This is a genomic window from Christiangramia crocea (assembly GCF_022410465.1).
GTDB classification, from domain to species: Bacteria; Bacteroidota; Bacteroidia; order Flavobacteriales; family Flavobacteriaceae; genus Christiangramia; species Christiangramia crocea.
The window spans coordinates 82,976-108,210 of the sequence record NZ_JAJSON010000030.1 but is presented as its reverse complement, the minus strand read 5'-3'; the positions used below and the strand labels follow the sequence as shown (position 1 = coordinate 108,210).

General features: G+C 39.8%; 25 protein-coding genes and 1 other RNA gene. 13 read left to right on the top strand and 13 right to left on the bottom strand.

Features of this window, described 5'->3' with window-relative positions; genetic code table 11:
* Positions 1-41 precede the first annotated feature (41 nt).
* Positions 42-1,667 carry an ABC-F family ATP-binding cassette domain-containing protein gene (locus LU635_RS16630; protein ID WP_240100710.1) on the bottom strand — a complete coding sequence of 542 codons (1,626 nt, stop codon included), beginning with the start codon at positions 1,665-1,667 and terminating at the stop codon, positions 42-44.
* A 167-nt stretch (positions 1,668-1,834) separates the two neighbouring features.
* Here LU635_RS16630 and LU635_RS16625 point away from each other — a divergent pair, with 167 nt between their 5' ends.
* Entirely contained in the window at positions 1,835-3,247 is a 1,413-nt protein-coding gene (locus LU635_RS16625) for a TlpA family protein disulfide reductase (protein ID WP_240100708.1), read from the top strand.
* 50 nt (positions 3,248-3,297) lie between these two features.
* On the opposite strand, the gene fsa is transcribed toward LU635_RS16625, so the two are convergent.
* From fsa to ffs, 3 genes are all read right to left on the bottom strand, one after another.
* The gene (gene fsa, locus LU635_RS16620) at positions 3,298-3,954 is read right to left on the bottom strand and encodes a fructose-6-phosphate aldolase (protein ID WP_240100706.1); all 657 of its coding nucleotides are present in this window, start codon (positions 3,952-3,954) and stop codon (positions 3,298-3,300) included.
* A gap of 67 nt (positions 3,955-4,021) precedes the next feature.
* Positions 4,022-4,843, bottom strand: a complete 822-nt coding sequence (locus LU635_RS16615) for an SDR family oxidoreductase (protein ID WP_240100704.1) — start codon at positions 4,841-4,843, stop codon at positions 4,022-4,024.
* Positions 4,844-4,886: 43 nt separating this feature from the next.
* Positions 4,887-4,985: signal recognition particle sRNA small type (ffs, locus tag LU635_RS16610), an RNA gene on the bottom strand.
* 87 nt (positions 4,986-5,072) lie between these two features.
* On the opposite strand from ffs, the gene LU635_RS16605 reads away from it, so the two are divergent.
* The 3 genes from LU635_RS16605 (at position 5,073) to LU635_RS16595 (ending at position 7,696) form a co-directional block, all read left to right on the top strand.
* Positions 5,073-6,128: a glutaminyl-peptide cyclotransferase gene (locus LU635_RS16605; RefSeq protein ID WP_240100702.1), complete on the top strand. Its 1,056-nt coding sequence runs from the start codon at positions 5,073-5,075 to the stop codon at positions 6,126-6,128.
* Positions 6,128-6,532: an acyl-CoA thioesterase gene (locus tag LU635_RS16600; protein ID WP_240100701.1), complete on the top strand. Its 405-nt coding sequence runs from the start codon at positions 6,128-6,130 to the stop codon at positions 6,530-6,532. The genes LU635_RS16605 and LU635_RS16600 overlap by 1 nt, the downstream gene beginning before the upstream one ends.
* Before the next feature lie 138 nt (positions 6,533-6,670).
* A complete protein-coding gene (locus LU635_RS16595) occupies positions 6,671-7,696 on the top strand; it encodes an amidohydrolase family protein (protein ID WP_240100699.1) in 1,026 nt (341 codons plus the stop codon).
* Positions 7,697-7,760: 64 nt separating this feature from the next.
* Here LU635_RS16595 and glyA read toward each other — a convergent pair whose 3' ends face one another.
* Positions 7,761-9,035, bottom strand: a complete 1,275-nt coding sequence (gene glyA / locus LU635_RS16590) for a serine hydroxymethyltransferase (RefSeq protein ID WP_240100697.1) — start codon at positions 9,033-9,035, stop codon at positions 7,761-7,763.
* Positions 9,036-9,145: 110 nt separating this feature from the next.
* Here glyA and fahA point away from each other — a divergent pair, with 110 nt between their 5' ends.
* On the top strand, positions 9,146-10,435 hold the full coding sequence (gene fahA, locus LU635_RS16585; protein ID WP_240100695.1) for a fumarylacetoacetase: 1,290 nt from the start codon (positions 9,146-9,148) through the stop codon (positions 10,433-10,435).
* Positions 10,436-10,480: 45 nt separating this feature from the next.
* Here the strand turns inward: fahA and LU635_RS16580 are convergent, their stop codons facing one another.
* A complete protein-coding gene (locus tag LU635_RS16580) occupies positions 10,481-10,672 on the bottom strand; it encodes a hypothetical protein (protein WP_240100693.1) in 192 nt (63 codons plus the stop codon).
* A 99-nt stretch (positions 10,673-10,771) separates the two neighbouring features.
* Entirely contained in the window at positions 10,772-11,170 is a 399-nt protein-coding gene (gene ytxJ, locus LU635_RS16575; RefSeq protein WP_240100692.1) for a bacillithiol system redox-active protein YtxJ, read from the bottom strand.
* A 178-nt stretch (positions 11,171-11,348) separates the two neighbouring features.
* On the opposite strand from ytxJ, the gene clpB reads away from it, so the two are divergent.
* Positions 11,349-13,964 carry an ATP-dependent chaperone ClpB gene (gene clpB, locus LU635_RS16570; protein ID WP_240100690.1) on the top strand — a complete coding sequence of 872 codons (2,616 nt, stop codon included), beginning with the start codon at positions 11,349-11,351 and terminating at the stop codon, positions 13,962-13,964.
* Between the two features lie 60 nt (positions 13,965-14,024).
* Here the strand turns inward: clpB and LU635_RS16565 are convergent, their stop codons facing one another.
* Positions 14,025-14,210, bottom strand: coding sequence for a CsbD family protein (locus LU635_RS16565; protein ID WP_240100688.1), 186 nt, complete (start codon positions 14,208-14,210; stop codon positions 14,025-14,027).
* 119 nt (positions 14,211-14,329) lie between these two features.
* Between LU635_RS16565 and LU635_RS16560 the strand changes: the two genes are divergently transcribed.
* On the top strand, positions 14,330-15,442 hold the full coding sequence (locus LU635_RS16560; protein WP_240100686.1) for an esterase-like activity of phytase family protein: 1,113 nt from the start codon (positions 14,330-14,332) through the stop codon (positions 15,440-15,442).
* A gap of 34 nt (positions 15,443-15,476) precedes the next feature.
* Positions 15,477-16,001, top strand: coding sequence for a SixA phosphatase family protein (locus tag LU635_RS16555; protein ID WP_240100685.1), 525 nt, complete (start codon positions 15,477-15,479; stop codon positions 15,999-16,001).
* A 13-nt stretch (positions 16,002-16,014) separates the two neighbouring features.
* On the opposite strand, the gene LU635_RS16550 is transcribed toward LU635_RS16555, so the two are convergent.
* Positions 16,015-16,761 (bottom strand): DUF6503 family protein, encoded by a 747-nt coding sequence (locus tag LU635_RS16550; RefSeq protein ID WP_240100683.1) that lies wholly within the window; start codon positions 16,759-16,761, stop codon positions 16,015-16,017.
* 113 nt (positions 16,762-16,874) lie between these two features.
* Here LU635_RS16550 and smpB point away from each other — a divergent pair, with 113 nt between their 5' ends.
* Both smpB and LU635_RS16540 read left to right on the top strand, forming a co-directional pair.
* On the top strand, positions 16,875-17,330 hold the full coding sequence (smpB, locus tag LU635_RS16545) for an SsrA-binding protein SmpB (RefSeq protein WP_240100681.1): 456 nt from the start codon (positions 16,875-16,877) through the stop codon (positions 17,328-17,330).
* Positions 17,331-17,370: 40 nt separating this feature from the next.
* Positions 17,371-19,836, top strand: a complete 2,466-nt coding sequence (locus LU635_RS16540) for a DUF5686 and carboxypeptidase regulatory-like domain-containing protein (protein WP_240100679.1) — start codon at positions 17,371-17,373, stop codon at positions 19,834-19,836.
* 143 nt (positions 19,837-19,979) lie between these two features.
* Here the strand turns inward: LU635_RS16540 and LU635_RS16535 are convergent, their stop codons facing one another.
* Genes LU635_RS16535 through ruvX form a run of 3 tightly spaced genes read right to left on the bottom strand, consistent with a single transcriptional unit; the run spans position 19,980 to position 21,504 of the window.
* Positions 19,980-20,402, bottom strand: coding sequence for a DUF5606 family protein (locus tag LU635_RS16535; protein WP_240100678.1), 423 nt, complete (start codon positions 20,400-20,402; stop codon positions 19,980-19,982).
* Between the two features lie 57 nt (positions 20,403-20,459).
* On the bottom strand, positions 20,460-21,050 hold the full coding sequence (def, locus tag LU635_RS16530) for a peptide deformylase (RefSeq protein ID WP_240100676.1): 591 nt from the start codon (positions 21,048-21,050) through the stop codon (positions 20,460-20,462).
* A 46-nt stretch (positions 21,051-21,096) separates the two neighbouring features.
* Positions 21,097-21,504, bottom strand: coding sequence for a Holliday junction resolvase RuvX (ruvX, locus tag LU635_RS16525; RefSeq protein ID WP_240100674.1), 408 nt, complete (start codon positions 21,502-21,504; stop codon positions 21,097-21,099).
* 87 nt (positions 21,505-21,591) lie between these two features.
* Between ruvX and LU635_RS16520 the strand changes: the two genes are divergently transcribed.
* From LU635_RS16520 to LU635_RS16510, 3 genes are read left to right on the top strand one after another with little or no spacing between them, the layout of a single operon-like run.
* On the top strand, positions 21,592-22,407 hold the full coding sequence (locus LU635_RS16520) for a 2,3,4,5-tetrahydropyridine-2,6-dicarboxylate N-succinyltransferase (RefSeq protein ID WP_240100673.1): 816 nt from the start codon (positions 21,592-21,594) through the stop codon (positions 22,405-22,407).
* An 18-nt stretch (positions 22,408-22,425) separates the two neighbouring features.
* Positions 22,426-23,397 (top strand): glycosyltransferase family 2 protein, encoded by a 972-nt coding sequence (locus LU635_RS16515; protein ID WP_240100671.1) that lies wholly within the window; start codon positions 22,426-22,428, stop codon positions 23,395-23,397.
* Between the two features lie 4 nt (positions 23,398-23,401).
* A complete protein-coding gene (locus LU635_RS16510; protein WP_240100670.1) occupies positions 23,402-24,469 on the top strand; it encodes a glycosyltransferase family 9 protein in 1,068 nt (355 codons plus the stop codon).
* Here LU635_RS16510 and LU635_RS16505 read toward each other — a convergent pair.
* The gene (locus LU635_RS16505) at positions 24,466-25,221 is read right to left on the bottom strand and encodes a lipopolysaccharide kinase InaA family protein (protein WP_240100668.1); all 756 of its coding nucleotides are present in this window, start codon (positions 25,219-25,221) and stop codon (positions 24,466-24,468) included. The genes LU635_RS16510 and LU635_RS16505 overlap by 4 nt on opposite strands.
* Positions 25,222-25,235: the final 14 nt, after the last annotated feature.

Genomic DNA, 25,235 nt, shown 5'->3' with positions numbered 1-25,235 from the left:
TGCAATGCGTGGGGCTTTTTCATTTATATTATTTAATAATATTAAGCTTCAATCGAGTACATTTTCTCTCTCTGAGCCTTGATATTCTTGTCGCTCATATAATCGTCAAATGTTAGATATCTGTCTATCACTCCTCCCGGAGTAAGTTCGATTACGCGATTCGCCACGGTTTGTGCAAACTCATGATCGTGGGTTGTGAAAAGTACAGTTCCTTTAAAGTTCTTCAGTGAGTTGTTGAATGCCGTGATAGATTCAAGGTCCAGGTGGTTGGTAGGCTCATCTAACATCAAAACATTAGCACGAAGCATCATCATCCGGCTAAGCATACAACGAACCTTTTCTCCTCCTGAAAGAACCCTGCAGGTTTTTAATGCCTCTTCACCACTGAATAGCATTTTACCAAGAAATCCGCGGATGTAAACTTCCTCTCTTTCCTCTTCCGTCTTGGCCCATTGGCGCAGCCAGTCAACCAGGGTAAGGTCATTATCAAAGAATTCTGAATTATCTGCAGGAAGGTAAGATTGAGAAGTGGTAACTCCCCATTGAAATTTGCCGTTTACAGGTTCCTGCTTTCCATTAATGATCTCATAAAATGCAGTAGTTGCTCTTGAATCTTTTGAAAAAACAACAACCTTATCTCCTTTTGCAAGGTTGATATCCACATTCCTGAAAAGTGTCTCCCCTTCCAAGCTTGCTTCAAGATTTTCTATATTGAGTATCTGATCTCCCGCCTCACGCTCTCTTTCAAAAATGATGGCAGGATATCTCCGGCTTGAAGGCTTGATCTCATCGATATTCAGCTTCTCGATCATCTTCTTTCTGGACGTAGCCTGCTTACTTTTAGCCACGTTCGCACTAAATCGCTGAATGAACTCCTGAAGCTCTTTTTTCTTCTCTTCAGCCTTCTTATTCTGTTGTGCGCGTTGCCTTGCGGCAAGCTGTGAGGATTCATACCAGAAAGTATAGTTACCACTAAAATGATTGATCTTCCCAAAATCTATATCAGAAATATGCGTACAAACCGCATCAAGGAAGTGACGGTCGTGGGAAACCACGATCACCGTATTCTCATAATTCGCCAGGAAATTCTCCAGCCAGCTGATAGTTTCATAATCCAGATCGTTAGTAGGTTCATCCATAATAAGCACATCCGGATTACCAAATAAAGCCTGAGCCAGAAGCACCCTTACTTTCTGTTTTCCGTCAAGGTCTTTCATCTGAGAATAATGAAGCTCTTCTTTAATCCCGAGATTTGAAAGTAAGGCAGCAGCATTACTCTCGGCATTCCATCCATCCATCTCTTCAAAAGCAGTTTGCAGCTCTCCAATACGTTCGGCATTCTCATCAGAATAATCAGCATACAATGCATCTATTTCTGTTTTCACATCAAACATCGGCTTATTACCTCTCATAACGGTTTCCAACACCGGGTAATCATCATAAAGGTTGTGGTTCTGTTCAAGTACCGACATTCTTTTTCCCGGCTCAAGATGAACATGACCTGAAGTAGGATCTGATTTACCAGATAATATCTTTAAGAATGTAGATTTTCCGGCCCCATTGGCACCGATGATCCCATAGCAATTACCCTGAGTAAAGGCTGTATTAACCTCATCAAACAAAACACGTTTTCCAAACTGTACAGAAAGGTTTGATACTGAAAGCATAAATTGAATTAATTTTTTGCAAAAGTAGTTATAATCAGCATTACTAAGAAAGATTAACGTTTTAAATATTTGATTTAACGCCCGCTTAACATCGCTGACATGAGGGAGCATCTATATTTGTTAAAAATTGGGGCAATCGAAGAGGCCCTTTAGGCCCAATACACCGAATGAAGAATCTATTTTACTTTTTATTATGCTGTGGACTATTATTCACGGGATGCAAGGATAATTCCGTAGAATCCAGTAATATTTTTCTTGGCGGGCAGATCAATAACCCTGAAACCGATTACGTTGTACTTTCCAAAGAAAATGAAACCATAGATACACTTTTTCTCGATGAAGAAAACCAGTTCGGCAAGGATTTTCAGGATCTCGAAAGCGGGATTTACACCTTCAGACACCCACCCGAAAGCCAGATCATGTACATTGAACCAGGTGACAGCATTATCATCTGGCTAAATACCCTCTCTTTCGACGAATCACTCAATTTTAGCGGGGACGGTTCAGAAAAGAGTAATTTCCTTTTGGAAATGTTCCTGAAAAATCAGAAGAATAACGATTATGTTATTAATAACTACAATATAGAGCCAGAAAAATTCGCTAGAATAACCGATTCCATCAGAGAACAACGGCTTCAAAAACTGGAAGATTTAAAAGACAGGAATGAATTCTCTGAGGAGTTTCTTAAAATTGCCAGGGCAAGTATATATTATGAATATTATGACCTTAGAGAACGTTACGCTTTTTTGGTAAAAAAATACAACAGAGGGGTTGCTAATAAAATGCCTGCAGATTTCACTGCCTACAGGGAGAACATCGATTTTAATAATGAGGAGATGCAGGACTATTACGTCTACACCAATCTCATCGATGATTATCTCAGAACGAAGTCTATTGAACATTGCCGGGAATTTCATAAGGATAAAAGAAAATGCTACAACATCAACACTTTCCAAAATATTAAACGCAGGATCATTCTTATAGATTCCCTTTCAAATATTAAGTCATTAAAGAATGAATTTATAGACCGGCTGGCTGCGCAGGCCATCACGATGGCAGAGAACGAAAGCCGTATAGACTCTATACTCAACCTCCTCAATAACATAGATTACAGCAATATTGAAAGCGCCAAGCACCTCGCAGGGATACAAAAGGATTATTTTGTAGGCAATTCAATGCAGGATGTTATGGCTGAAAATACAGACGGAAAGGTTATAAGATATGGCGAGGTTATAAATGGTCCCACCATCACCTATGCCTGGTCCCTGTATGCCCCGGCCCATCATAGATGGCAACACAACATCATTGGTGACCTTAAGGAAAAATATCCTGAACTTGACTTTATAGGGGTTAATATAGACATGGGTGAAAGAGAAGAATGGTTAAGGACAATTGAGACTTATGGCTACGATAAGGATCAGGAGTATCAGATCGCGCGTAGGAAAGCCAGCAAAGAGACTTATAAAAAATACCTTAACAAGGTTTTATTTATCTCCCCCGACGGAACCATAGTTCGTGGAGATATACAACTGGGAAGCCCCGAGTTTGAAGAAGATCTTCTTGAATTTCTGAATAAATAAAAAAGGCTGCAAATGCAGCCTTTTTTAATGTCTGGCAGCAATCCTTAAGATTACTGATTACCTTTCTTATAATCTGCCAGGAACTTTTCCAGCCCAATATCTGTTAATGGATGTTTCAATAGCCCCTCTATAGAAGAAAGCGGGCCCGTCATGACATCGGAACCTATCTTGGCACATTCAAGTACATGTATGGTATGTCTAATCGAAGCAGCAAGGATTTCTGTTTCATACCCATAGTTGTCATATATCAACCTGATATCTGCAATCAGGTCCAGACCATTTGTAGAAATATCATCCAATCTTCCAATAAAAGGAGAAACATAGGTAGCCCCGGCTTTTGCAGCCAGGATCGCCTGCCCTGCAGAAAAAACAAGGGTACAGTTTGTCTTGATTCCTTTATCGCTGAAATATTTCAAGGCCTTCACTCCGTCCTTTATCATCGGAACCTTAACCACAATCTGGTCATGCAGTTCAGCAAGTTCCTCCCCTTCTCTAACAATACCATCGAAATCTGTTGCGATCACCTCGGCACTTACATCACCATCAACAAGATCACAGATCTTTTTGTAGTGTTTGAATATATTATCCTTGCCGGTGATCCCTTCTTTGGCCATCAACGAAGGATTGGTAGTTACTCCATCCAGGACACCCAGATCCTGAGCTTCTTTTATCTGGTCAAGATTGGCGGTATCAATAAAAAATTTCATAGTTGTGTTTTAATTAAAATTTATAATATCGAGATTATAATAATCTATTTTTTTCTGAGTAGTAAAATTACAATTTATAATGCTTCATCAGCATTTTCTCGTAAAGTTTATCTGGTAATAAGGCCTTTAGCTTCACAGATATCTTCTGCAGCCTCTCCCCTACTTTATAATGCACCTTGGGATCTGGCGTATTTATGATCTCATAGATTTTCCTGGCAATAGACTGCGGATCCTTTCCGGCATCTACGTGCTCATCCATTAACTTAAGAGTATTGCCGTAAACTTCTTCGTAAGGGGACCCCGTTTTAACAGGTGCATGATACCTTCCAGAGGCAATATTAGTAGCAAAATCTCCCGGAGCCACATTGGTCATTTTAATTCCAAATTGCTTCAGCTCCATTCGATAGGCCTCAGCTGTGATCTCCAGAGCTCCTTTGGTAGCAGAATAAATTCCACGATATGGAAGCCCCATATAGCCTGCAATTGAAGTGATATTTATAATCAATCCTGATTTTTGGTTACGCATGATGGGCAAAACTCTCTTGATCATATTAAGAGGACCAAAATAATTGGTTTCAAAAACCCTTTTCATTTCCTCTTCCGGGATCTCCTCTATTGGCCCGGTAATTCCCATACCGGCATTGTTTATAAGAATATCTATGCGTCCTTCCTTTTCATAAACTTCTGAAACGGCATTTTCAATACTGTTCTTATCAACAACATCAAGCTGAACAAAATTGAAGGTATGTTCTGATGAATTCTGGGGTTTCCTGCTGGTTCCATAGACCTTGTATCCATTATCACTTAAATAGGTCGCGGTGGATTTTCCAATTCCGGAAGAAGCGCCGGTGATAAGCACCACCTTTTCTGAAGAATTCCCGTTTTTCATATCGCACAAATATGCAATAAATTTAGGACTTTGTAGAAACAAAAAATGGCAAGTGACCCACATCACACCGCTACGACCGCCTACCCTTGCTGCGTTCCCGCCCTGGGGGATTCAGCAGGAGCTGGTTGTGTGGGACTTGCCGGTGCAAATATACAATCTTTGTATCTTTTGGCAAGCTTTTTTTAATGTGAATTGGTTAATTTAGCCCTGTATTTAAGCCTGTTTAACAATGAACAAATTTAACTTACTGTTAATCTTTATTTTAAGCTTTTTGATTTTCTCCTGTGGAAGTAATAATGGCAAAAAAAAATCTGATTTTTCCATTCAGATCCCTAATAACAAGTCTGAATTTACAATAAACGATGACCTGCAGGCAACTATAGTAAACAGTAAAAACAGAACCATAGATTCCATATCCTACTTTTTTGGTGACCGGCATTTAAAAAGTTCACGGAATGAAACCGAACTCCAGCTTCAACTAAAAGATGTACTGTTAGGAAACCAGACTTTGAAAGCCATAGTTTACAGCGAGGAAAACAGCGATACACTCACAAAAACAATCAAAATTCTCAATAATAAGGCTCCCGTGGTCTACACTTATGAGATTGTAAATTCATATCCGCATGATATGACTTCCTACACTCAGGGTCTGGAGTTCCATGATGGTATTCTTTATGAAAGCGCAGGCCAGTACGGAAAATCAAAGCTGAGAAAATTAGACCTTGAATCTGGTGAAGTACTTAAAGAAATAGAACTTGATGATCAGTATTTTGCTGAAGGACTTACTATTTTAAATGGGAATATCTACCAGCTTACCTGGCAGGAAGATGAAGGTTTTATCTATGACCTGGAAAGTTTTGAAAAGACCGGCAGTTTTGCTTACAATCAAAGTAAAGAAGGCTGGGGGCTCTGCAATAACGGAGAGAAAATTTTCAAAAGCGACGGCACCGAAAAGATCTGGATTCTGGACCCTGAAACCCTTGCTGAAAAAACCTATATTCAGCCTACTCACCATAAATCTATCTCTACAAGACTAAATGAACTGGAATGGGTAAATGGAAAAATATACGCGAACACTTATCAAAAAGACGGGGTTGCTATCATCAATCCTGAAAATGGAGCAATAGAAGGCCTTATCAATTTCAGTGGTCTGCGGGATAAAGTCACTCAGCATGATAAACTGGATGTACTTAATGGAATTGCTTACGACCCGGAAACCGATAAATTATATGTAACTGGTAAGAACTGGGATCAAATTTTTGAGGTGAAAATCATCAAAAAATAATGGCACTAAATCCTTATATCTACGAAAAAAAGCTCATTGTACAGAAGCAACATCTCGACAAGCAAGATCATGTGAACAATGTACAGTATGTCCAGTGGGTTCAGGATGTGGCAGAAGAGCACTGGAAAAAAAGAGCTACTCAGGAACAGCTTAAAAAGTATATCTGGGTAGTTGTGAGACATGAGATAAACTACAAAAAAGAAGCATTTTTAGGTGATAATATCTCCTTACAGACTTATGTTGGTAAAGCCACTCATGTTACGTCCATAAGACATGTATTGATCAAAAATTCAGACACAGACAAATTACTGGCAGAAGCAAAGACCAGCTGGTGCCTTCTTGATGCTTCCACGAAAAAACCTTCGAAAATTTCAGAAGAATTAAAAAGGGTATTTCTACAATAACCACTATCGTAAGCTTTTTTTAGCATACGGCTCCTTAATATGTATATATCTAATTATCAGTGAGATAAATTTTATAAATTAGCAGTAAGCTAAATATCTTATTTACCAATCTGAACTTACTTCATAAAAATATTTTCTATGAAGAAATATATCCCTCTTTTAATGAGCCTATTATTCTCGATAGGCATTTATCCCCAGGAGCAACCCTTACCGGTAATAGATATGCATTTACATGCCATCCCGGTTGATATGAATGGACCTCCTCCGGTTGCTATCTGCGCACCACCTACCGAAATGCCAGTCTGGGACCAGTCAAAACCATGGGGAGAAACATTTGTTGGGCTTGCCAAGCAACCTAACTGTGAGAATGCTATATGGAGTCCGGAAACAAATGAAGAACTCTTAAAACAGACCCTCGAGAGAATGGAAGAGAATAATGTGTATGGGGTAACAAGCGGACCTTTTCTTGACCAGTATTTAAACAGGGAAAACAAAAGAACCATTCCTTCCCTTTTCTTTGAAATAAAAGAGGGCGTAACTCCGGAAAACATAAAAAGAGAATTAGCCTCGGGCAAATACAGGGTTTTGGGAGAGGTTGTTATACAGTATAATGGGATCTCCCCTGGAGATTCCATATTTGAACCTTACGCATCCATCGCTGAGGAACTTGACATACCCATGGGAATCCACATGGGACCTGGACCTCCGGGAGCTTCTTACCTGCCTCCCTTTAAAAATTACAGGGCTCAACTGGACAGTCCACTGCTTATTGAAGATCTTCTTATTAAGCACCCTGACCTGCGTGTTTATATTATGCATGCCGGCTGGCCAATGATTGATGATATGATTGCCTTGCTTTATAGTCATCCACAAGTATATGTTGGAATTGGGGTTATAAACTATGCAATTCCCAGAAAGGAATTCTACAGATATCTGCAACGAATTGTAGAAGCAGGCTTTGCCAAACGAATCATGTTCGGTTCAGACCAGATGGTATGGCCGGATGCCATAAAACGAGGGATTGATGCGATAGAAAATGCTGATTTCCTCACGGAAGTACAAAAAAGGGATATCCTGTATAACAATGCAGCAAGATTCCTTCGATTAAATGAAGATGAAATGAAGAACCATTTTGAAGGCACTGCCCTGCAGGTAGATGACTAGAGTTCAGTATAAAAAAAAGGCCATTCGTACGAATGGCCTTTTTAAATATCAAAAACTTCTTTAATTAAGCCTTGAACAGCGGAAGTCCGTGCATCATGGAATTCACCTCTTTCTTTACAGCTTTCAGTTCAGATTCGTTACCGATATTTGTGATCACGCGATCTATCAGCTCCACAATCTTAGCCATATCCTCTTCCTGAAGACCACGGGTTGTAACCGCCGGCGTTCCTATCCTTATACCTGAAGTAACAAAAGGTGATTTGTCATCGAAAGGAACCATATTCTTATTTACAGTGATATCAGCTTTCCCTAAGGCTTCTTCAGCTTCTTTCCCGCTTACGTCCTTATTCCTAAGATCTATAAGCATCATATGATTATCGGTTCCACCGGAAATAACGCCATAACCTTTTTCAACAAAAGCCTGAGCCATTTTTTCAGCATTCTTCTTAACTCTTACCATATAATGTAAGAACTCGTCTGTAAGTGCTTCTCCAAATGCTACAGCCTTGGCTGCAATTATATGCTCCAATGGTCCGCCCTGGTTGCCGGGGAAGATACCTGAATTAAGCATAGCCGACATTTTCTTCAACTTGCCATTCTTAAGTTTTTCACCAAATGGGTTATCAAAATCTTTCCCCATAATAATGATACCACCTCTTGGTCCTCTCAGAGTCTTATGAGTGGTAGAAGTCACAATATGACAGTGAGGTACCGGATCGCTTATCAATCCTTTAGCGATAAGTCCAGCGGGGTGCGCAATATCAGCAAACAGGATAGCGCCTACACTATCGGCAATCTCTCTGAAACGTTTATAGTCAAATTCCCTTGAATAGGCAGAAGCTCCTGCAATGATCATTTTAGGTTTCTCCTTTTCTGCAATTTCGGCTACTTTATCATAATCGATACGACCTGTTTCCTTATCCACTCCATAAAAAACCGGTTGATATAATCTACCGGAAAAGTTTACGGGAGAACCATGGGTTAAATGCCCGCCGTGTGCCAGATCAAATCCAAGGAATTTATCGCCCGGCTTCATGCAGGTATGGTAAACCGCCGTATTTGCCTGCGAACCTGAGTGAGGTTGCACGTTGGCATATTCAGCATTAAACAGTTCCTTTAGGCGATCTATCGCAAGCTGCTCAACCTGGTCTACCACCTCACATCCTCCATAGTATCTCTTTCCGGGGTATCCTTCAGCATATTTATTTGTCAGCACAGATCCTGCTGCTTCCAGCACTGCCTCGCTCACAAAATTTTCACTTGCAATAAGTTCCAAACCGTTTAACTGTCGCTCTTTTTCTTTTGCTATTAAATCAAATAGTTGGGTGTCTCGTTGCATCACAAATGTTTACGTTAAATATTCGGTAAAAGTAACAAATACATTCGGTTAATTACAGGAAAATAATATATTTGAATCAACTAGATTTTAACAAAAAACCAACATTTTTTATGTCAATTAGCGCTAACGATCCAAAAAGAAAAACCTGGCTGGATATCCCTGGCGATACCGATTTTCCTATTCAGAATATCCCTTTCGGAGTGTTCCTTACACGTGACGATGTTATCACTATTGGAACAAGAATAGGAGATTATGCGATAGACCTCGGAGCCTTACACCAACTGGGTTATTTTGAAGGGATCCCATTAACTGACGATATATTCTTACAGGACACTTTAAACGATTTCATATCTGATGGCAAGAAGACCTGGCGACTGGTGAGAAACCGCATTGCTGATATCTTTGATGCCAATAACACCAAATTAAAAGACAACCAGGACCACCGAAACACGGTACTTTTCACGCTTGATGAAATTGAGATGCAAATGCCCGTGCAGGTTGGAGATTATACCGATTTCTATTCATCAAAAGAACACGCAACAAATGTAGGGACCATGTTCAGGGATCCTGATAACGCCCTGCTTCCAAACTGGCTGCATATTCCTGTGGGGTATCACGGAAGAAGTTCTTCCATTATCCCAAGCGGGATTCCGGTACACAGACCACAGGGACAAACCATGCCTGCCGGAGCTGATGAACCAGTCTTCGGACCTTCCAAACTGGTGGATTTTGAGCTTGAAATGGCCTTTATCACCACCGATGCCAATCATCTGGGAGAACCTATCCCGGTAGATGAGGCTGAAGATTATATTTTCGGGATGGTAGTTTTCAACGACTGGAGTGCACGGGATATCCAAAAATGGGAATATGTCCCGCTAGGCCCATTCCTGGCAAAGAATTTTGCATCTTCGATCTCTCCCTGGATCGTAACTATGGATGCTCTGGAACCTTTCAGAACCGAAAGCCCGAAACCTGAAAAGGAACTACTTCCCTATCTTAAATATAGCGGAAAGAAGAGCTTTGATATTAAACTTGAGGTAGCCATCCAACCGGAAGGCGCAGAAGAGACCACTGTTACAAGGTCAAATTTCAAGTATATGTACTGGAATATGAGTCAGCAACTGGCTCACCACACCATCAATGGATGCCCGGTGAACTCAGGAGATATGATGGCTTCAGGAACTATTTCAGGATCAACTCCGGATTCCTACGGAAGTATGCTGGAGCTTTCCTGGAGAGGTGAAAAACCGGTGAAACTTAAGAATGGAGAGGAACGAAAATTTATTGAAGATAATGACACCGTAATCATGCGGGGTTATTGCGAAAATGGAGGTTCCCGTATAGGTTTTGGAGAAGTAAGAACAAAACTTCTTCCGGTCTATCAACCAAAAAAGAAGTAATAATATAAACGAAAAAGCCCCATGCAGTCTGCATGGGGCTTTTTTTTATCTGTCTTTTTTCTTTTTACCTGTTTCTTCTCTTGGCTCGAGCCCTTTAATGGGCTTCTCCTTTTTCAGAGCTTCCGGATCATTCTTATGTTTCTGCTCGCTATCCATGAATTCCCTCTTCTGCCTGTCAGGATCTGGATGCTGAATATCCTTTTTTAATCTTTCCTTTTCTTTATCGCTCAACTTCATAATTCCTGCTTTTATAATTAATATTTAAATTTATAAAGAGCCAGCAGGAATTTCAATTTCTTAATAGAGTTTAACAGCAGTCCTTAAAAAGTATATAAATCACACCATTTCCTTCAGCTTTCCGGCCGAAATACCCTGATGTGAAGCATGATGAACCACTTCCCTGTTCTTTAAGACTATAAGTTGCGGACTTTCATGTCTCACCTTAAATCTATCTGCGATCTCGTTAGAAATTTCGCGGTAGCTTATCAGGTCCAGAAAATACAGTTCTACTGGCTCGTTCTCTTCCAGGTCATAATCAGATTCAAACATTCTCAATACCATACGGCTTACTCCACACCTGGTAGAATGTTTTAAGATGGCAACTGTTTTATCTTCAGAAATCTCTTCGATCTTATCCAACTGTTCCATCGCATTCAGATTGATCCAGGGTGTTTTCGGCTTTTCGGTTTTGGAGTCCTTTTTATCTGATGTAAATAATTTATTCAATATTCCCATAACATGCTTTTCCGCAAAAGTAATTCTAAGTAAATTTAATAGAGAAAATAAGCAATAAATTTTTAAAATCATCCAATAAGACTGCCGTTTTGTCTTTTAAATATCCGTAATACATGTCATTTTGACGTTTATTTTTAATGGTACATGTATTGACATATGAATCTAAAAAACGAAAAAGATGAACTTTAATAATTTTACGATAAAATCACAGGAGGCCATTCAGCAGGCACAGCAGCTTGCTCAGGAAATGGGCCACCAGCAGATCGAAAATGAGCATATTTTTAAGGCCATCACTATGGTGGATGAAAATGTGACTCCGTTTTTGCTGAAAAAACTGAATATCAATGTAAACCTGTTCACCCAGATACTGGATAAAAGCCTCGAAAGCTTTCCTAAAGTCAGCGGGGGAGATATTATACTTTCCAGGGAAGCCGGAAAAACGGTTAATGAAGCTTCTTCTCTGGCAAAGAAAATGAACGATGAATATGTTTCTATTGAACACCTTATTCTGGCAATATTCAAGTCTTCCAGTAAAGTTGCACAAATACTAAAAGATCAGGGCGCGACTGAAAAAGGCCTGAAAGCTGCTATCAATGAGTTACGCCAGGGAGACCGGGTAACTTCCCAGAGTGCGGAAGACACCTATAATTCTCTGGATAAATACGCGAGAAACCTTAACCAGCTGGCTGAAGAAGGAAAGCTGGATCCCGTGATTGGCCGGGATGAAGAGATTAGAAGAATACTTCAGATCCTTTCCCGAAGAACCAAGAACAACCCTATGCTTGTGGGAGAACCGGGTACCGGTAAGACCGCAATAGCCGAAGGTCTTGCTCACCGTATAGTTGATGGGGATATTCCTGACAATCTTAAAGATAAACGTATTTATTCTCTGGACATGGGTGCCCTGATCGCCGGAGCAAAATATAAAGGTGAGTTTGAAGAAAGATTAAAATCAGTTATTAAGGAGGTTACTTCCAGCGATGGAAATATTGTCCTGTTTATTGATGAGATCCACACCCTTGTGGGCGCAGGTGGCGGCCAGGGAGCCATGGATGCGGCAAATATTCTAAAACCTGCTCTTGCCCGCGGGGAATTAAGAGCTATTGGAGCCACTACTCTGGATGAATACCAGAAATATTTTGAAAAGGACAAAGCCCTTGAACGTAGGTTCCAGAAGGTGACGGTTGAAGAACCAGATACTGAAAGTGCGATTTCCATCCTACGGGGGATCAAGGAAAAATATGAGACCCACCATAAAGTCAGGATCAAAGATGAGGCGATTATCGCCGCTGTGGAATTATCCCAGCGATATATCACCAACCGTTTTCTTCCGGATAAGGCCATTGACCTTATGGACGAAGCAGCTTCTAAACTGAGAATGGAGATCAACTCCAAACCTGAAGAACTGGATGTTCTTGATAGAAAGATCATGCAGCTGGAGATTGAGATCGAAGCCATTAAACGGGAAAAGGATGAGGCCAAGCTGAAATCGCTCAGATCAGATCTGGCCAATCTCAAGGAAGAACGCAACGATCTTAATGCCAGATGGATGAGTGAGAAAGAGATGGTGGATAACATCCAGAACCTGAAATCGGATATTGAGAATTTTAAGCTGGAAGCTGAAAAAGCGGAACGCGAAGGCGATTATGGAAAGGTAGCTGAGATTCGCTATGGAAAAATTAAGGAAGCGCAGGAAAAACTGGAGCGACTGCAGGAAAAAGTAGCAGAGAACCAGAACGAAAAATCCCTGATCCAGGAAGAAGTGACCAATGAAGATATTGCCGAGGTTGTTGCTAAATGGACAGGAATTCCTGTAACCAAAATGCTGCAAAGTGAGCGGGAAAAGTTATTAAAGCTGGAAGATGATCTTCACAAGCGTGTAGTTGGTCAGGATGAAGCCATAGTTGCCGTAAGTGATGCCATTCGAAGAAGCCGGGCCGGACTGCAGGACCAGAACAGGCCTGTGGGCTCATTCCTCTTCCTGGGTACAACCGGAGTTGGTAAGACCGAATTGGCTAAGGCCCTGGCCGAATATCTGTTCGATGATGAATCGGCTATGACCCGAATCGATATGAGTGAGTACCAGGAAAGACATTCTGTAAGCCGACTTGTAGGTGCACCTCCTGGATATATAGGATATGATGAAGGAGGACAACTGACCGAGGCTGTTAGAAGAAAACCTTATTCCGTTGTCTTGCTTGATGAGATAGAAAAAGCTCATCCCGATACCTTCAACATACTATTACAGGTACTCGATGAAGGTAGGCTAACAGATAATAAAGGCCGCCTTGCCGATTTCAAGAATACGATCATCATTATGACCTCCAATATGGGGAGCCATATAATCCAGGAGAAATTTGAAAACATCCAGGATCTTGATACTGCGATGGAAACAGCAAAAACAGAAGTACTTGGATTGCTAAAACAAAGTGTAAGACCTGAGTTCCTTAACAGGATAGATGACATCGTAATGTTCAGTCCGCTTACACAAAAAGATATCAAACAGATCGTAGGCCTTCAGTTAAAAGGAGTGAAGAAAATGCTGGCCAAACAAAATATCGTACTGGATGCAACCGAGGAAGCCATCAAATACCTTGCTGCCAAAGGCTTTGACCCGCAGTATGGTGCAAGACCGGTAAAAAGGGTTGTTCAAAGGGAAGTACTTAATAAACTTTCAAAAGAAATACTTGCAGGCAGGATAAGTACAGATAGCATTATTCTCCTTGATGAGTTTGACGAGCAGCTGGTTTTCAGGAACCAGGAACAAATGGCCGAAAACGATCAAAAAGAATAATAGGGCACAAAAAAGGCGGTAGAAATTCTACCGCCTTTTTCATTCTTAATTCATCAATCATCACCATCTATCTATTTCTTTCTTCAATTCTTCTTTGGATCTACCGGTCTTCTCTTGCATTCGGCCAAGCATTTCATCAAACTTGCCTTCTGAAAAAGTAACATCGTCATCGGTGAGTCTTCCATACTTTTGTTTAAACTCTCCTCTTATCTGCTTCCATTTTCCTTCTAACTGATCCTCATTCATAATATATTGGTTTTAGGTGTTAATAATTTAAAGGTATTTATTACACATTTTTTGCTGTCCCAATGAATTCACATATTTATCTTAAACATTTGTTATTTTTGGCTATCTAAACCAAATCCATGAAGAAGCCACTCGTTCTGGGCCTTATTTTCATTTTAACCAGTTGTGCGGTTACCAGAAAAATAGAAAATGAGAATATAGAGATCTCTTTCCTGGATGAATATGTTCTGGATAAAAACCTCCAGTTTAAAAATACACAGGTAGGCGGGCTTTCGGGTATAGATTTCAAAAATGGCAAATATTACCTGGTAAGTGATCAAGCTTCAAAGCCCAGGATCTATGAGGCGGAAATCGAGATTCAGGGAAATTCGATAGATACTATATTTATAAAAGAGCTTCTAAGGATCCATAAAACATCAGAATTTTTAAATAATGTGCTTGACCTCGAAGCCATAAGGTATGATACTGTAAGAAATGAGATAATGGTAACCAGCGAGGGATTGATAGATGATAAAAGGGATCCAGGTGTTTTTCGGCTTAGTGCGGATGGGAATATTATAAATTCCTTCAGCATTCCTGAATATTTTAAGGCTTCAGGTAAGCAAAAGCCCCGGAATAATGGTGTCTTCGAAGGCTTAACCGAAAGCGTGGACCAGCAGGGATACTGGGTTGCAATGGAACTTCCTCTTGAAGAAGACGGGGCAAAACCAAAACTTTATCCTACCAGATCCCATGTTAGAATCACCAAATTCAACGCACACACAGGTGATGCTGTAAAACAATTTGCTTACAAGTTAGATGGGATTTCCAAACTCCCTATAAATTATTTCGCTGTAAACGGCCTTACCGAAATTCTGGAATATGCCGAAAACAAATTCCTAATACTGGAAAGAGCTTATTCTGCTGGTTATGGATCTCATGGAAATACAATAAAAATATTCGATGTTGATGCCAGCAATGCCAGTAATACTTTAGGACTAAAAAGCCTAAAAAATGAGGATTACCAAAAAGCTGAAAAAAAGCTCGTATTTAACTTTAAAACCGTAAAGGATCAACTTACAGACGGGATTATAGATAATATTGAAGGAATGTGCTTCGGACCTGAACTTTCCAATGGGAAACAATCTCTTATCCTCGTTTCAGACAACAATTTCAACAGTTTTGGCGAGCAACTCAATCAGTTTATTTTACTTGAAATAGATATAAAAAGTAAAGGATTTGTAACAGACTGATTAAAAGCACGTCAAACCTGGAAAAATAAAGATAATGGCAAATATCCTAATCCTTTTAACTTCGTTAATTTTAAGCATTGGCAATCCTTCAGATAAAATGAAAGAAGAGCACCAGGAAAATAAAGTCACTACCTATTATCTTATCAGGCACGCAGAAAAGGACAGGACCGAAGTAGGGAACCGCGACCCGGAACTGAATACTGCAGGTCGGGAAAGAGCTCGAAAATGGGCAGAAGTCCTAAAAGAGGTAGACTTCGATGCGATATATAGTACCAACTTTAAAAGAACCACACAAACGGCTCAACCCATAGCAGAACAAAATGAACTTGAAATTCTGAACTACGACCCAAGGAATCTATATAGCGATAATTTTAAAAAAGCTACTGCTGGTAATACCGTTCTGGTAGTTGGTCATAGTAATACCACACCTCATTTGGCAAACGCAATACTTGGCCAAAAGAAATACCACGATATTGACGACAAGGAAAATGGAGCTTTATTCATCGTACAAGTACAGCCAGATGGTTCAGCTTCCTGTCAGGTTCTTTATATAAACTGATTGAACCGGAATGCTAGGAGTTTGAATCCACCTCTACATTCTCCGTCTCTATTAACGAAAGCAGTTCCAGCTCCCGGGCCTCATATAAACTATCCAGTTGAGACAACGGAGTGGAAAGGTCGTCATATTTGTAGTTCTGGTAATCCACAAATCTTATTCCCTTAATGATCCTGGGATTATATGCCTTTCTGAAACGTATTCCTCCATCGTTGGTCTCAAAATTATAAGCCAGGTAATCTACTTTATAGGTTTGGGTATCTATCCAGTAAAGATATTCGTCTTCATGATCGGTTCCTCCTCCGTTTTGAGAAAAAGTTACTTTCACCTCGTAATATTCCCTGCCATCGATGCTATCCTTTCCTATTAATTTCTTATTAGCGGCCGGAGCATTAAGGCCGAATGGAAGATGAACAAAATAATGAACGGAATTTACCGAATTACTAATTTGAGTCTTTAAAGTATCGGCCAGTTGAACGGCAGAATCATTCACGTACCTCTCCAGGCCTTCATTATCCAGAACGTCATGGATCTTATTTCCCGAAGAATCTGTCATGATCCTTTCCAGCTGAAATCTTCCTCCTTCCCGTTTGCTACTATATTTCCTTTTCCTGAAAACGAAATCTATTTCAGCACTTTTATAGCGCTCACCTCCTGCATTCTCAATAGCCTTATCCACAATTTCATTGGCAGTTAGATCTTCACTTTCATTAACGCAGGACGCAAATAGAAAGACAATAAATATTAACCGAACATATTTCATAAGAGGTTATTTAAATGGGGCACAAATATAAATATTTACTCAGTAATACCACAGAAGGAATTTTAAAATCGCTTTAGTATGAAATTAGCTTAAAGCTTGTATTTTTGTGCTATATGAAGAATTCTATCAACATTAAGAACCGTAAGGCAAAATTCAATTATGAATTTCTGGACAAGTATGTCGCCGGGATTAAACTGGCCGGCACCGAGATCAAGGCCATACGGGAAGGAAAAGCGAGTATCGCTGAAAGTTTTTGTGAATTCAATAACCATGAGCTTTTTGTGATAAACATGCACGTTGAAGAATATTCTCATGCCACCCATTTTAACCACAATCCGAAAAGTGAGCGCAAACTTTTGCTTCAGAAAAGAGAGTTGAGAAAGCTGGAAAAAGAAGTAACGAATTCCGGATTAACAATAATTCCGCTTAGGTTATTCATCAATGACCGCGGACTGGCAAAGCTGCAGATAGCCCTTGCCAAGGGGAAAAAGCTTTATGACAAAAGGGAAACCATCAAAGACCGTGAAAGCAAACGTCGCCTGGACCGGATTCAGAAAGAATACCGATAATTTATTTTATCTTCTCATTCATTCTAAAAACCGTATCTGAATGCTAAAAAAGCTATTTAGCCTGATGCTGTTTTTTGTGGTTTCACAGCTGAGCTCACAAATAACAGGTCTGGTGAAAGATGAGAATGGCACACCCCTGCCCTATGTGAATATCTATACTGAAAATGGGTCTACGGGAACAACGACCAACGAAGAAGGCCTCTATGAACTGAAAATAAAAGAACAGGGAAACTACACTATCACATTTCAGTTCCTGGGCTACAAAACCCGGAAGAAAAATATTGAATTCAAGGGCACTCCCCTAAAAGTTGACATAAACCTAAGCCCGGAAAGTACTACACTTGATGAAGTAAGTGTAAATAGCGGAGAAAATCCCGCAAACCGCATCATCAGGAAGGCAATAGAATTACGAAAGAACAATTCTAACAAACTTGAGTCCTTTACAGCCGATTTCTATTCCCGGGGTTTGTGGAGAATCAAAAACGCTCCGGAAAAAATACTCGGTCAGGACGTGGGCGATCTTGGCGGAGGACTGGATTCCACCCGTAGCGGGATTGTCTATTTAAGCGAAACCATCTCGAAAATAGCTTATCAGAAGCCAGACGATTTTAAGGAAAAGATCATTGCCTCTAAGGTAAGTGGAGATGATAATGGTTTTAGTTTGAATTCGGCGCAGGAGGCTTACTTCTCTTTTTATGAAAATACACTGGAGATCAACAGCGAGATCATTTCCCCGATTGCCGAATATGCCTTTAACTACTATCGTTACGAACTTGAAGGAACTTTCTTCGATGACAATGGAAATATGATCAACAAGATACTGGTCGTCCCGAAAAGGAAGAAAGATCGCGTATTTTCAGGTAATATCTATATCGTTGAGGACCTGTGGCAGATCTATGGAGTTGATCTCACAACCACCGGGCAGGCGGTACAGGTTCCCCCAATCGAGGAACTTATCTTCAGGCAGAATTATAAATATTCTGAACAGAATAAGCTCTATATACAAATATCCCAGAGTGTAGATTTCAGTTTTAAGATTTTTGGCTTTGGTGGTGACGGAAGGTTTACCGCTGTTTACAGCAACTATGATTTCTCACCCGAATTTGACAGAAATACTTTTGGACCGGAGATCTTAAGTTTTGCCAGTGAAGCCAATAAGAAAGATTCATTATACTGGGAAGAAGTAAGACCTGTGCCTCTCACCACCGAAGAAATAAGCGACTATGTAAGGAAAGATAGTATTCAGGCAGTAAGAGACACCAAAAAATACCAGGATTCGGTAGATGCTGTAAACAACAAATTCGGGCTTACCGATATTATGTTCGGTTACACCTATACGAATTCCTGGAAAGACCGAAGTTTCAGCTTAAGTGCTCCGGTTTCTGGAGTGGCCTTTAATACCGTACAAGGCTGGAATATTGATCTGGATGTAGATTATACCCAAAGAACCGGTGAAGATCAGGAAAATTACTGGAAAATCTATACCAATCTTAACCATGGTTTTAGTGAGGATCGTTTCAGGCTTAGTGGAGGCTTTGAGAAAAAATTCAACAATTTTTCGAGACCTTTTCTTAAAATTGAGGGAGGCTCCATTATAGAACAGATCAATAACCGGAAGCCAATTTCAACTATTCTTAATGATATCACCACTATTTTCTTTGAACGTAATTACCTGAAGCTATATGAAAAGAACTATGCCTCTATAGCTTATGGACAGGAGATTCTTAACGGCCTGCGTTTATTGGGCGAACTGAGCTGGGAAAACCGGCAGCCGTTGATAAATAATAACGAACATGTTTTCATCGACTGGGATGAAAGAACCTATACTTCAAACAATCCGTTAGAACCAGCAAATTTTGGTAGTCTTCCTTTTGAGGAACATTCCCTGGCAAAACTCAATCTTATTGCCAATATCACTTTCGGTCAAAAATATATGAGCTATCCAACCGGTCGCTACAGGATGTATGACTCCAAATACCCGAACCTGAGATTAGGCCTTGAAAAAGGCTTTGGAGGTAGTGATGAAAAATACAATTATAACCAGTTAAAAGCTGAAATTAATCAGACATTAAAACTCGGAAATAAAGGGGAGTTCAGATATCTTGCGAATGGAGGAATCTTCTCGAATGCCGAAAAAATAAGCCTGGCAGACTACAGGCATTTTGACGCGAATCAAACCAGGATAGGTTTTGGAAGCTACGTTGGCAAATTCAACCTAATGCCATATTATAATTTCAGCACTAACCAGAACTATGCCGAGTTACATGCAGAACATGACTTCCAGGGATGGATTCTGGGAAAATTACCCTTGATCAACAAACTGAATTTTAATCTTATTCTTGGTGCACACAGGCTTACTACTGAAGCGAGATCCCCATATTCTGAATATTCCTTCGGAATAGACAACCTTGGTTTTGGCAAATACCGCTTTCTAAGACTTGATTATGTTATTTCTGAATATAATGGAGCAAGGAAAGGAGCTTTTATCTTCGGGCTGAAATTATAGTACAAAAAAAAGGACTAAAAAGTATTTTTTCGTCAAGCCTTCTTTGGTAAGATCCTGGCCTCTCGATTTCGTACGAGAGGACATTTAGGATGACGATACTATTACTTTTTAATCCTTAATAGTTTTTACTATGCTTAAGATTTCTATTCTTCCCCGTCTTTAGTTTGCTCTTTTTCTTCTTTCGAAAAATCGGTAAACCCGTTTTTAATTAAGATATTATACCACTGAACGATCTTTTTTATATCACTGGCATAAACCCTGTCTTCATCATAATCCGGCAATATCTCAGAGAAAAAGCCTTCCAACTCCTTTTTAGAGGATTTATGACTTATGGTTTCTTCTCCATTTTCCTTTTCCTTGATCTTTTCAAAAACCTCACCCAATGGAATCTCTTCGGTATAAGTATATATGGCAATTTCACTTAAAATACTCACATTGTGACGCATATTCACCGCGAGCTTCTTTTCATCAAGCAAAGATTTAGCAATAAATCCGCCTCTGGTTTGTGCGGTAAGTTCATATAGACCGGGTTTTCCCGAAATAGCAAGAATTTTATCTAATCCCATAGTATTTTTTTATTTAGGATGGCAAATATCATTTGCCTGAATCAATTATCAAAACCCTTAACGGGCTTTTTTCGCCAAAGGAAAGCGCATTTTGTAATCTACATTGATCTTGCCCTTGGAGATATTTGCAAGTTTACTTTTTATAAGCCTCTTTTTCAGACTGGAAAGTTTATCGGTGAAAAGAATTCCTTCAATATGGTCATATTCATGCTGAATTACCCTTGCCACAAGTCCGGAATATTTTTCAGTATGCTTTTCGAATTTCTCGTCGTAATATTCAATAGTGATCTCGGGTTGTCTGAAAACATCTTCACGAACTTCCGGAATGCTCAGGCAACCTTCACTAAATGCCCATTCTTCCCCTTCTTCCTCAATGACCCGGGGATTGATGAAAACCTTACGCATATTTTTTAATTCTTCCTGCTCTTTTTCTTCCAGTTCTTCATCTTCAGCAAAAGGAGCGGGATCTATAAGAAACAACCTGATAGATAAACCTACCTGAGGGGCTGCAAGTCCAACACCATAGGCATTGTACATGGTATCCCACATATTGTCTATCAATTCATCCAGTTTTGGATAATCCTTATCTATCTCTTTCGCTTTCTTCTTTAAAACCGGATCTCCGTATGCTACTATTGGTAAAATCATTTTTAATAAGTTTTCAGCTTAAAGTTTTAGGCTTACAGCTTTTTAATTATTCATACAGCCAGGTTTGCAGAATTATAGTTGCACTAATCTCATCAACCAAAGCCTTATTCCTCCTTTTTTTCTTTTTAAGTCCACTGTCTATCATGCTTTGAACGGCCATTTTACTGGTAAAACGCTCATCCACACGCTCTAATGGCATTTCAGGAAATTTTTCAGAAAACTTCTTCAAGAACTCCTGAATATGGACTTCGCTCTGAGAGGGGGAATCATCCATTCTTTTAGGTTCACCGACCAAAACGCGTTCCACTTTTTCATTTCTGAAATAATCTTCCAAAAAATCTAAAAGCTTAGGAGTTTCAACAGTGGTAAGTCCAGATGCGATCATCTTGAGCTCATCGGTAACTGCGATTCCCGTGCGTTTTGTTCCGTAATCCAGTGCTAGAATCCTGGCCATTTTCAAAAATTTAGGCAAAGGTAAGGTTTATATTGGTTTGTCCATAAATATTGATTCATAGCTGTTATATTTGAAAAAAATTTGAAAATGGACCAATTACAAGCTAAAATTGAAAATGCCTGGGAGAACAGGGAATTATTAAAAGATTCAGAAACCACCGATGCCATCAGACAAGTGATCGACCTTCTTGACAAAGGAGAACTGCGCGTAGCAGAGCCTACTTCAGATGGCTGGCAGGTGAACGAATGGGTAAAAAAGGCAGTAGTGCTGTATTTCCCTATTCAGAAAATGGAGACCCTGGAAGCCGGAATTTTTGAATATCATGATAAGATCCCTCTAAAAAAAGGATATAAAGAAAAAGGAATTCGCGTGGTTCCCAACGCTGTAGCCCGTCACGGTGCTTATATCTCTTCAGGTGTGATCATGATGCCGAGTTATGTAAATATTGGTTCTTATGTAGACGAAGGAACTATGGTGGACACCTGGGCAACGGTAGGTAGCTGCGCTCAAATTGGAAAGAACGTACATTTAAGTGGCGGTGTAGGAATTGGAGGAGTACTGGAACCATTACAGGCAGCACCTGTAATTATTGAAGATAATGCTTTTCTTGGATCAAGAAGTATCGTGGTTGAAGGAATTAGAATAGAAAAGGAAGCCGTTTTAGGTGCAAATGTAGTGCTCACCGGTTCTACAAAAATCATAGATGTTACGGGAGACGAGCCTAAAGAATTCAAGGGATACGTTCCATCCAGATCTGTGGTTATCCCTGGCAGCTATACCAAAAAATTCCCTGCAGGAGAATTTCAGGTTCCATGTGCCCTGATAATCGGGAAACGCAAGGAAAGTACCAACAAAAAGACCTCATTAAACGATGCCCTGCGCGAATATAACGTGGCTGTTTAAATAGATTTTCAATCTCTTTTGGATATATCAGTCATAATAGTCAACTACAGATCCTGGGATTCTTTAAAGGAATGCCTTGAATCTTTTGGAAAAACAAGTTCTTCGGACTATTCCTTTGAGGTTATAGTAGTTGATAATGACTCGGCCGATGGCAGGCTGGAAAATTTCAAAGACGAATATCCGGAAGTAAATTTCATAAAAAACTCCGGCAACAACGGTTTTGCCAACGGATGTAATACAGGAGCTTCCCATGCCAGGGGAAGCTTCCTTCTTTTTCTCAATCCGGATACCAGAATAGAACCGGGTGTTCTTCCGGAATTACTGAAATCTTATAAAAGTAACCCAAAAATAGCGGTCCTTTCCTGTTTACAGATAAATGAAGCTGATAAGTATTATAACCAGAAGAACTCCTTTCCCTCATTCTCCCGGTTTTTTGGATTGACCAGAGCAGTTTACCGGCTTTTCAATAAAAGCTCACTTCGGAAGAAATTCGAAGTAAAGGGAAAACTTTTTTATCCGGATTGGGTGACGGGAGCAGTTGTGTTTATCTCCAAAGAATGGTTTGAAAAGATAGATGGCTGGAATGAAGATTACTGGATGTACCTGGAAGATGTGGATATCTGCAAAAAAGCGGTTGCTATGGGAGGGAAAATTGCGGTCACAACAGAGGCCACAATTTTTCATAAGCATGGAGGAGCCTCGAGAACCAATTACAGGACCAAGGCGATCACAAAGTCGGAAGTGGTCATTTCAAAACACGTTTATATCTCCAATCACTTTTCCGGGATCAAACGACCGGTATTGCACCTTCTTTTAATCATAGGTGTGCTCTCAGAAAAGATCTTTCTGTTCCTCATACTTCTTTTATTCGCACCTTCAAAAGCCAAACTGAATTTCCTTATTTTAAGGAAGCTTCTATCCTATTACAGAAATGCAATGAGCAAAAACACCTGGCTGAGCAAAAGATCTGTCAATTATCAAAAATTATGAAGCATTGAAAATACTGATCATACAACAAAAAATGATAGGAGATGTACTGGTTAGCAGTATTCTTTGCAGAAATCTTCGCAAGGCTTATCCCACGGCTCAGATAGATTATATGGTTTATGAATCTACCACTCCGGTACTTCAGGGAAATGAAGATTTCGATCATCTGATCTTATTTAAGGAAAAGCACCGCAAAAACAAACTGGCTTTTTATAAACTTCTGAAAGATATAAGAAAAGAGAAATATGATATTCTGATTGATGCCTATGCAAAGATGGAAAGCTATCTCATAAGTGTTTTTTCAGGTGCAAAAAAAAGAATCACCTATAAAAAACCGGTCACAGATATACTTTATACAGATACGGTTGGGCGTGAGGATATCCCTGATTCAAAACCGGGACTGATCATCGAGCACCGTTTGGCCCTCCTGAGGCCTCTGAAGCTAAATACTGAGCTGGAAACCAGGCCACAGATCCATGTTACAGAAGAGGAAAAAGCTTTTGCTCGGGACCTGTTCAGGAAAAATGAGATAGACAGTTCCAAGATTAACATTATGCTTAGCATTACTGGAAGTATGGATTCCAAAACCTACCCTTTTGAATATATGGCAAGGCTTATAGATTATATCTCCAGCCAGGGTGAAATGAACCTTCTTTTCAACTATATTCCTTCACAAAAACAACAGGCACAATTGCTTTTTTCTATGTGTGAAGAAAGTACCAGGAAAAAGATCTATTTTGAGGTATTAGGGCATGACCTAAGGGAATTCATTGCTATTATGAATGAATGCGATATGATCATAGGAAATGACGGCGGAGCCATAAATATGGCCAAGGCTCTTGGAAAACCATCATTCATCATTTTTTCTCCCTGGATAGACAAAAAGGGCTGGGCTACTTTTGAAGATGGAGTTAACAATGTTTCTCTACACTTGAAGGATTTCAAGCCTGAGAGATTTGAGAACAGGACTCCTTCAGAAATAAAAAAGCACAGCACTGATCTGTATAGGCAATTCACACCAGAGCTCATAATCCCGGCACTTTCGGAATTCTTAAGAACTCATTTGAGATCCTAATTCTTCTTAGGCTTTAGAAAACTTTTGAGTTTTTGTTTCTTCCAGTATTTTTTCTGAAATCTATCGGTGAAAAACCACATTTTAGCGAATACTTCAGAGGATGGCCTTCCTATTAGTTTTGCATATTCATCAGCCATCACCTCTACCATTTCCCTTTTGGGAGTAAGCCTGGAAAAATTCAGGAATCGCTCGGTATCGGTAAGTTTCGTAAAGACCATCCGGTTAAGGTCTACCAGGTAGAACCTGTAATCTCCGTTGTTGAGTTGTATAAGAGTATTTCCCGGAGAATGATCCAGAAAAAGAACATCGTTCTCATGTAATGAAAAGGTAAACCTCGTAAAGGCACGAAGTATATCTTCGTGCTGAGGAAAATCCGGTTCGCTGACCAGTTCGCGATAAGTGAGATCATAATCTACCTGGCGGCTCACATAAAAGCTGCGTTTAAATGTCAAGCCTGAAGTCTCTTCGAAATAAGCTATGGGATCAGGAGTCCCAATCCCCTTTTCCTTTAAAATACTTGCATAGACAAAAGATCTTTCAGCCTTGGATTTTCTAAAGAAACGGTAAGCAATCTTATTGACGAGATTAGGTACCCTGAATGATTTGATATTTATTTGCACACCCTCAACCTCAAAGGTTTTGATCACATTTCTCCCCTCATAAAGGATCTCACCTTCCGATTGAAAATTTTCAATACATTCGTAAATCTTTGGTTTCTTGGTCTCGTATTCCTGATTCCAGGTAGCTTTCATATTGCAAATTTACT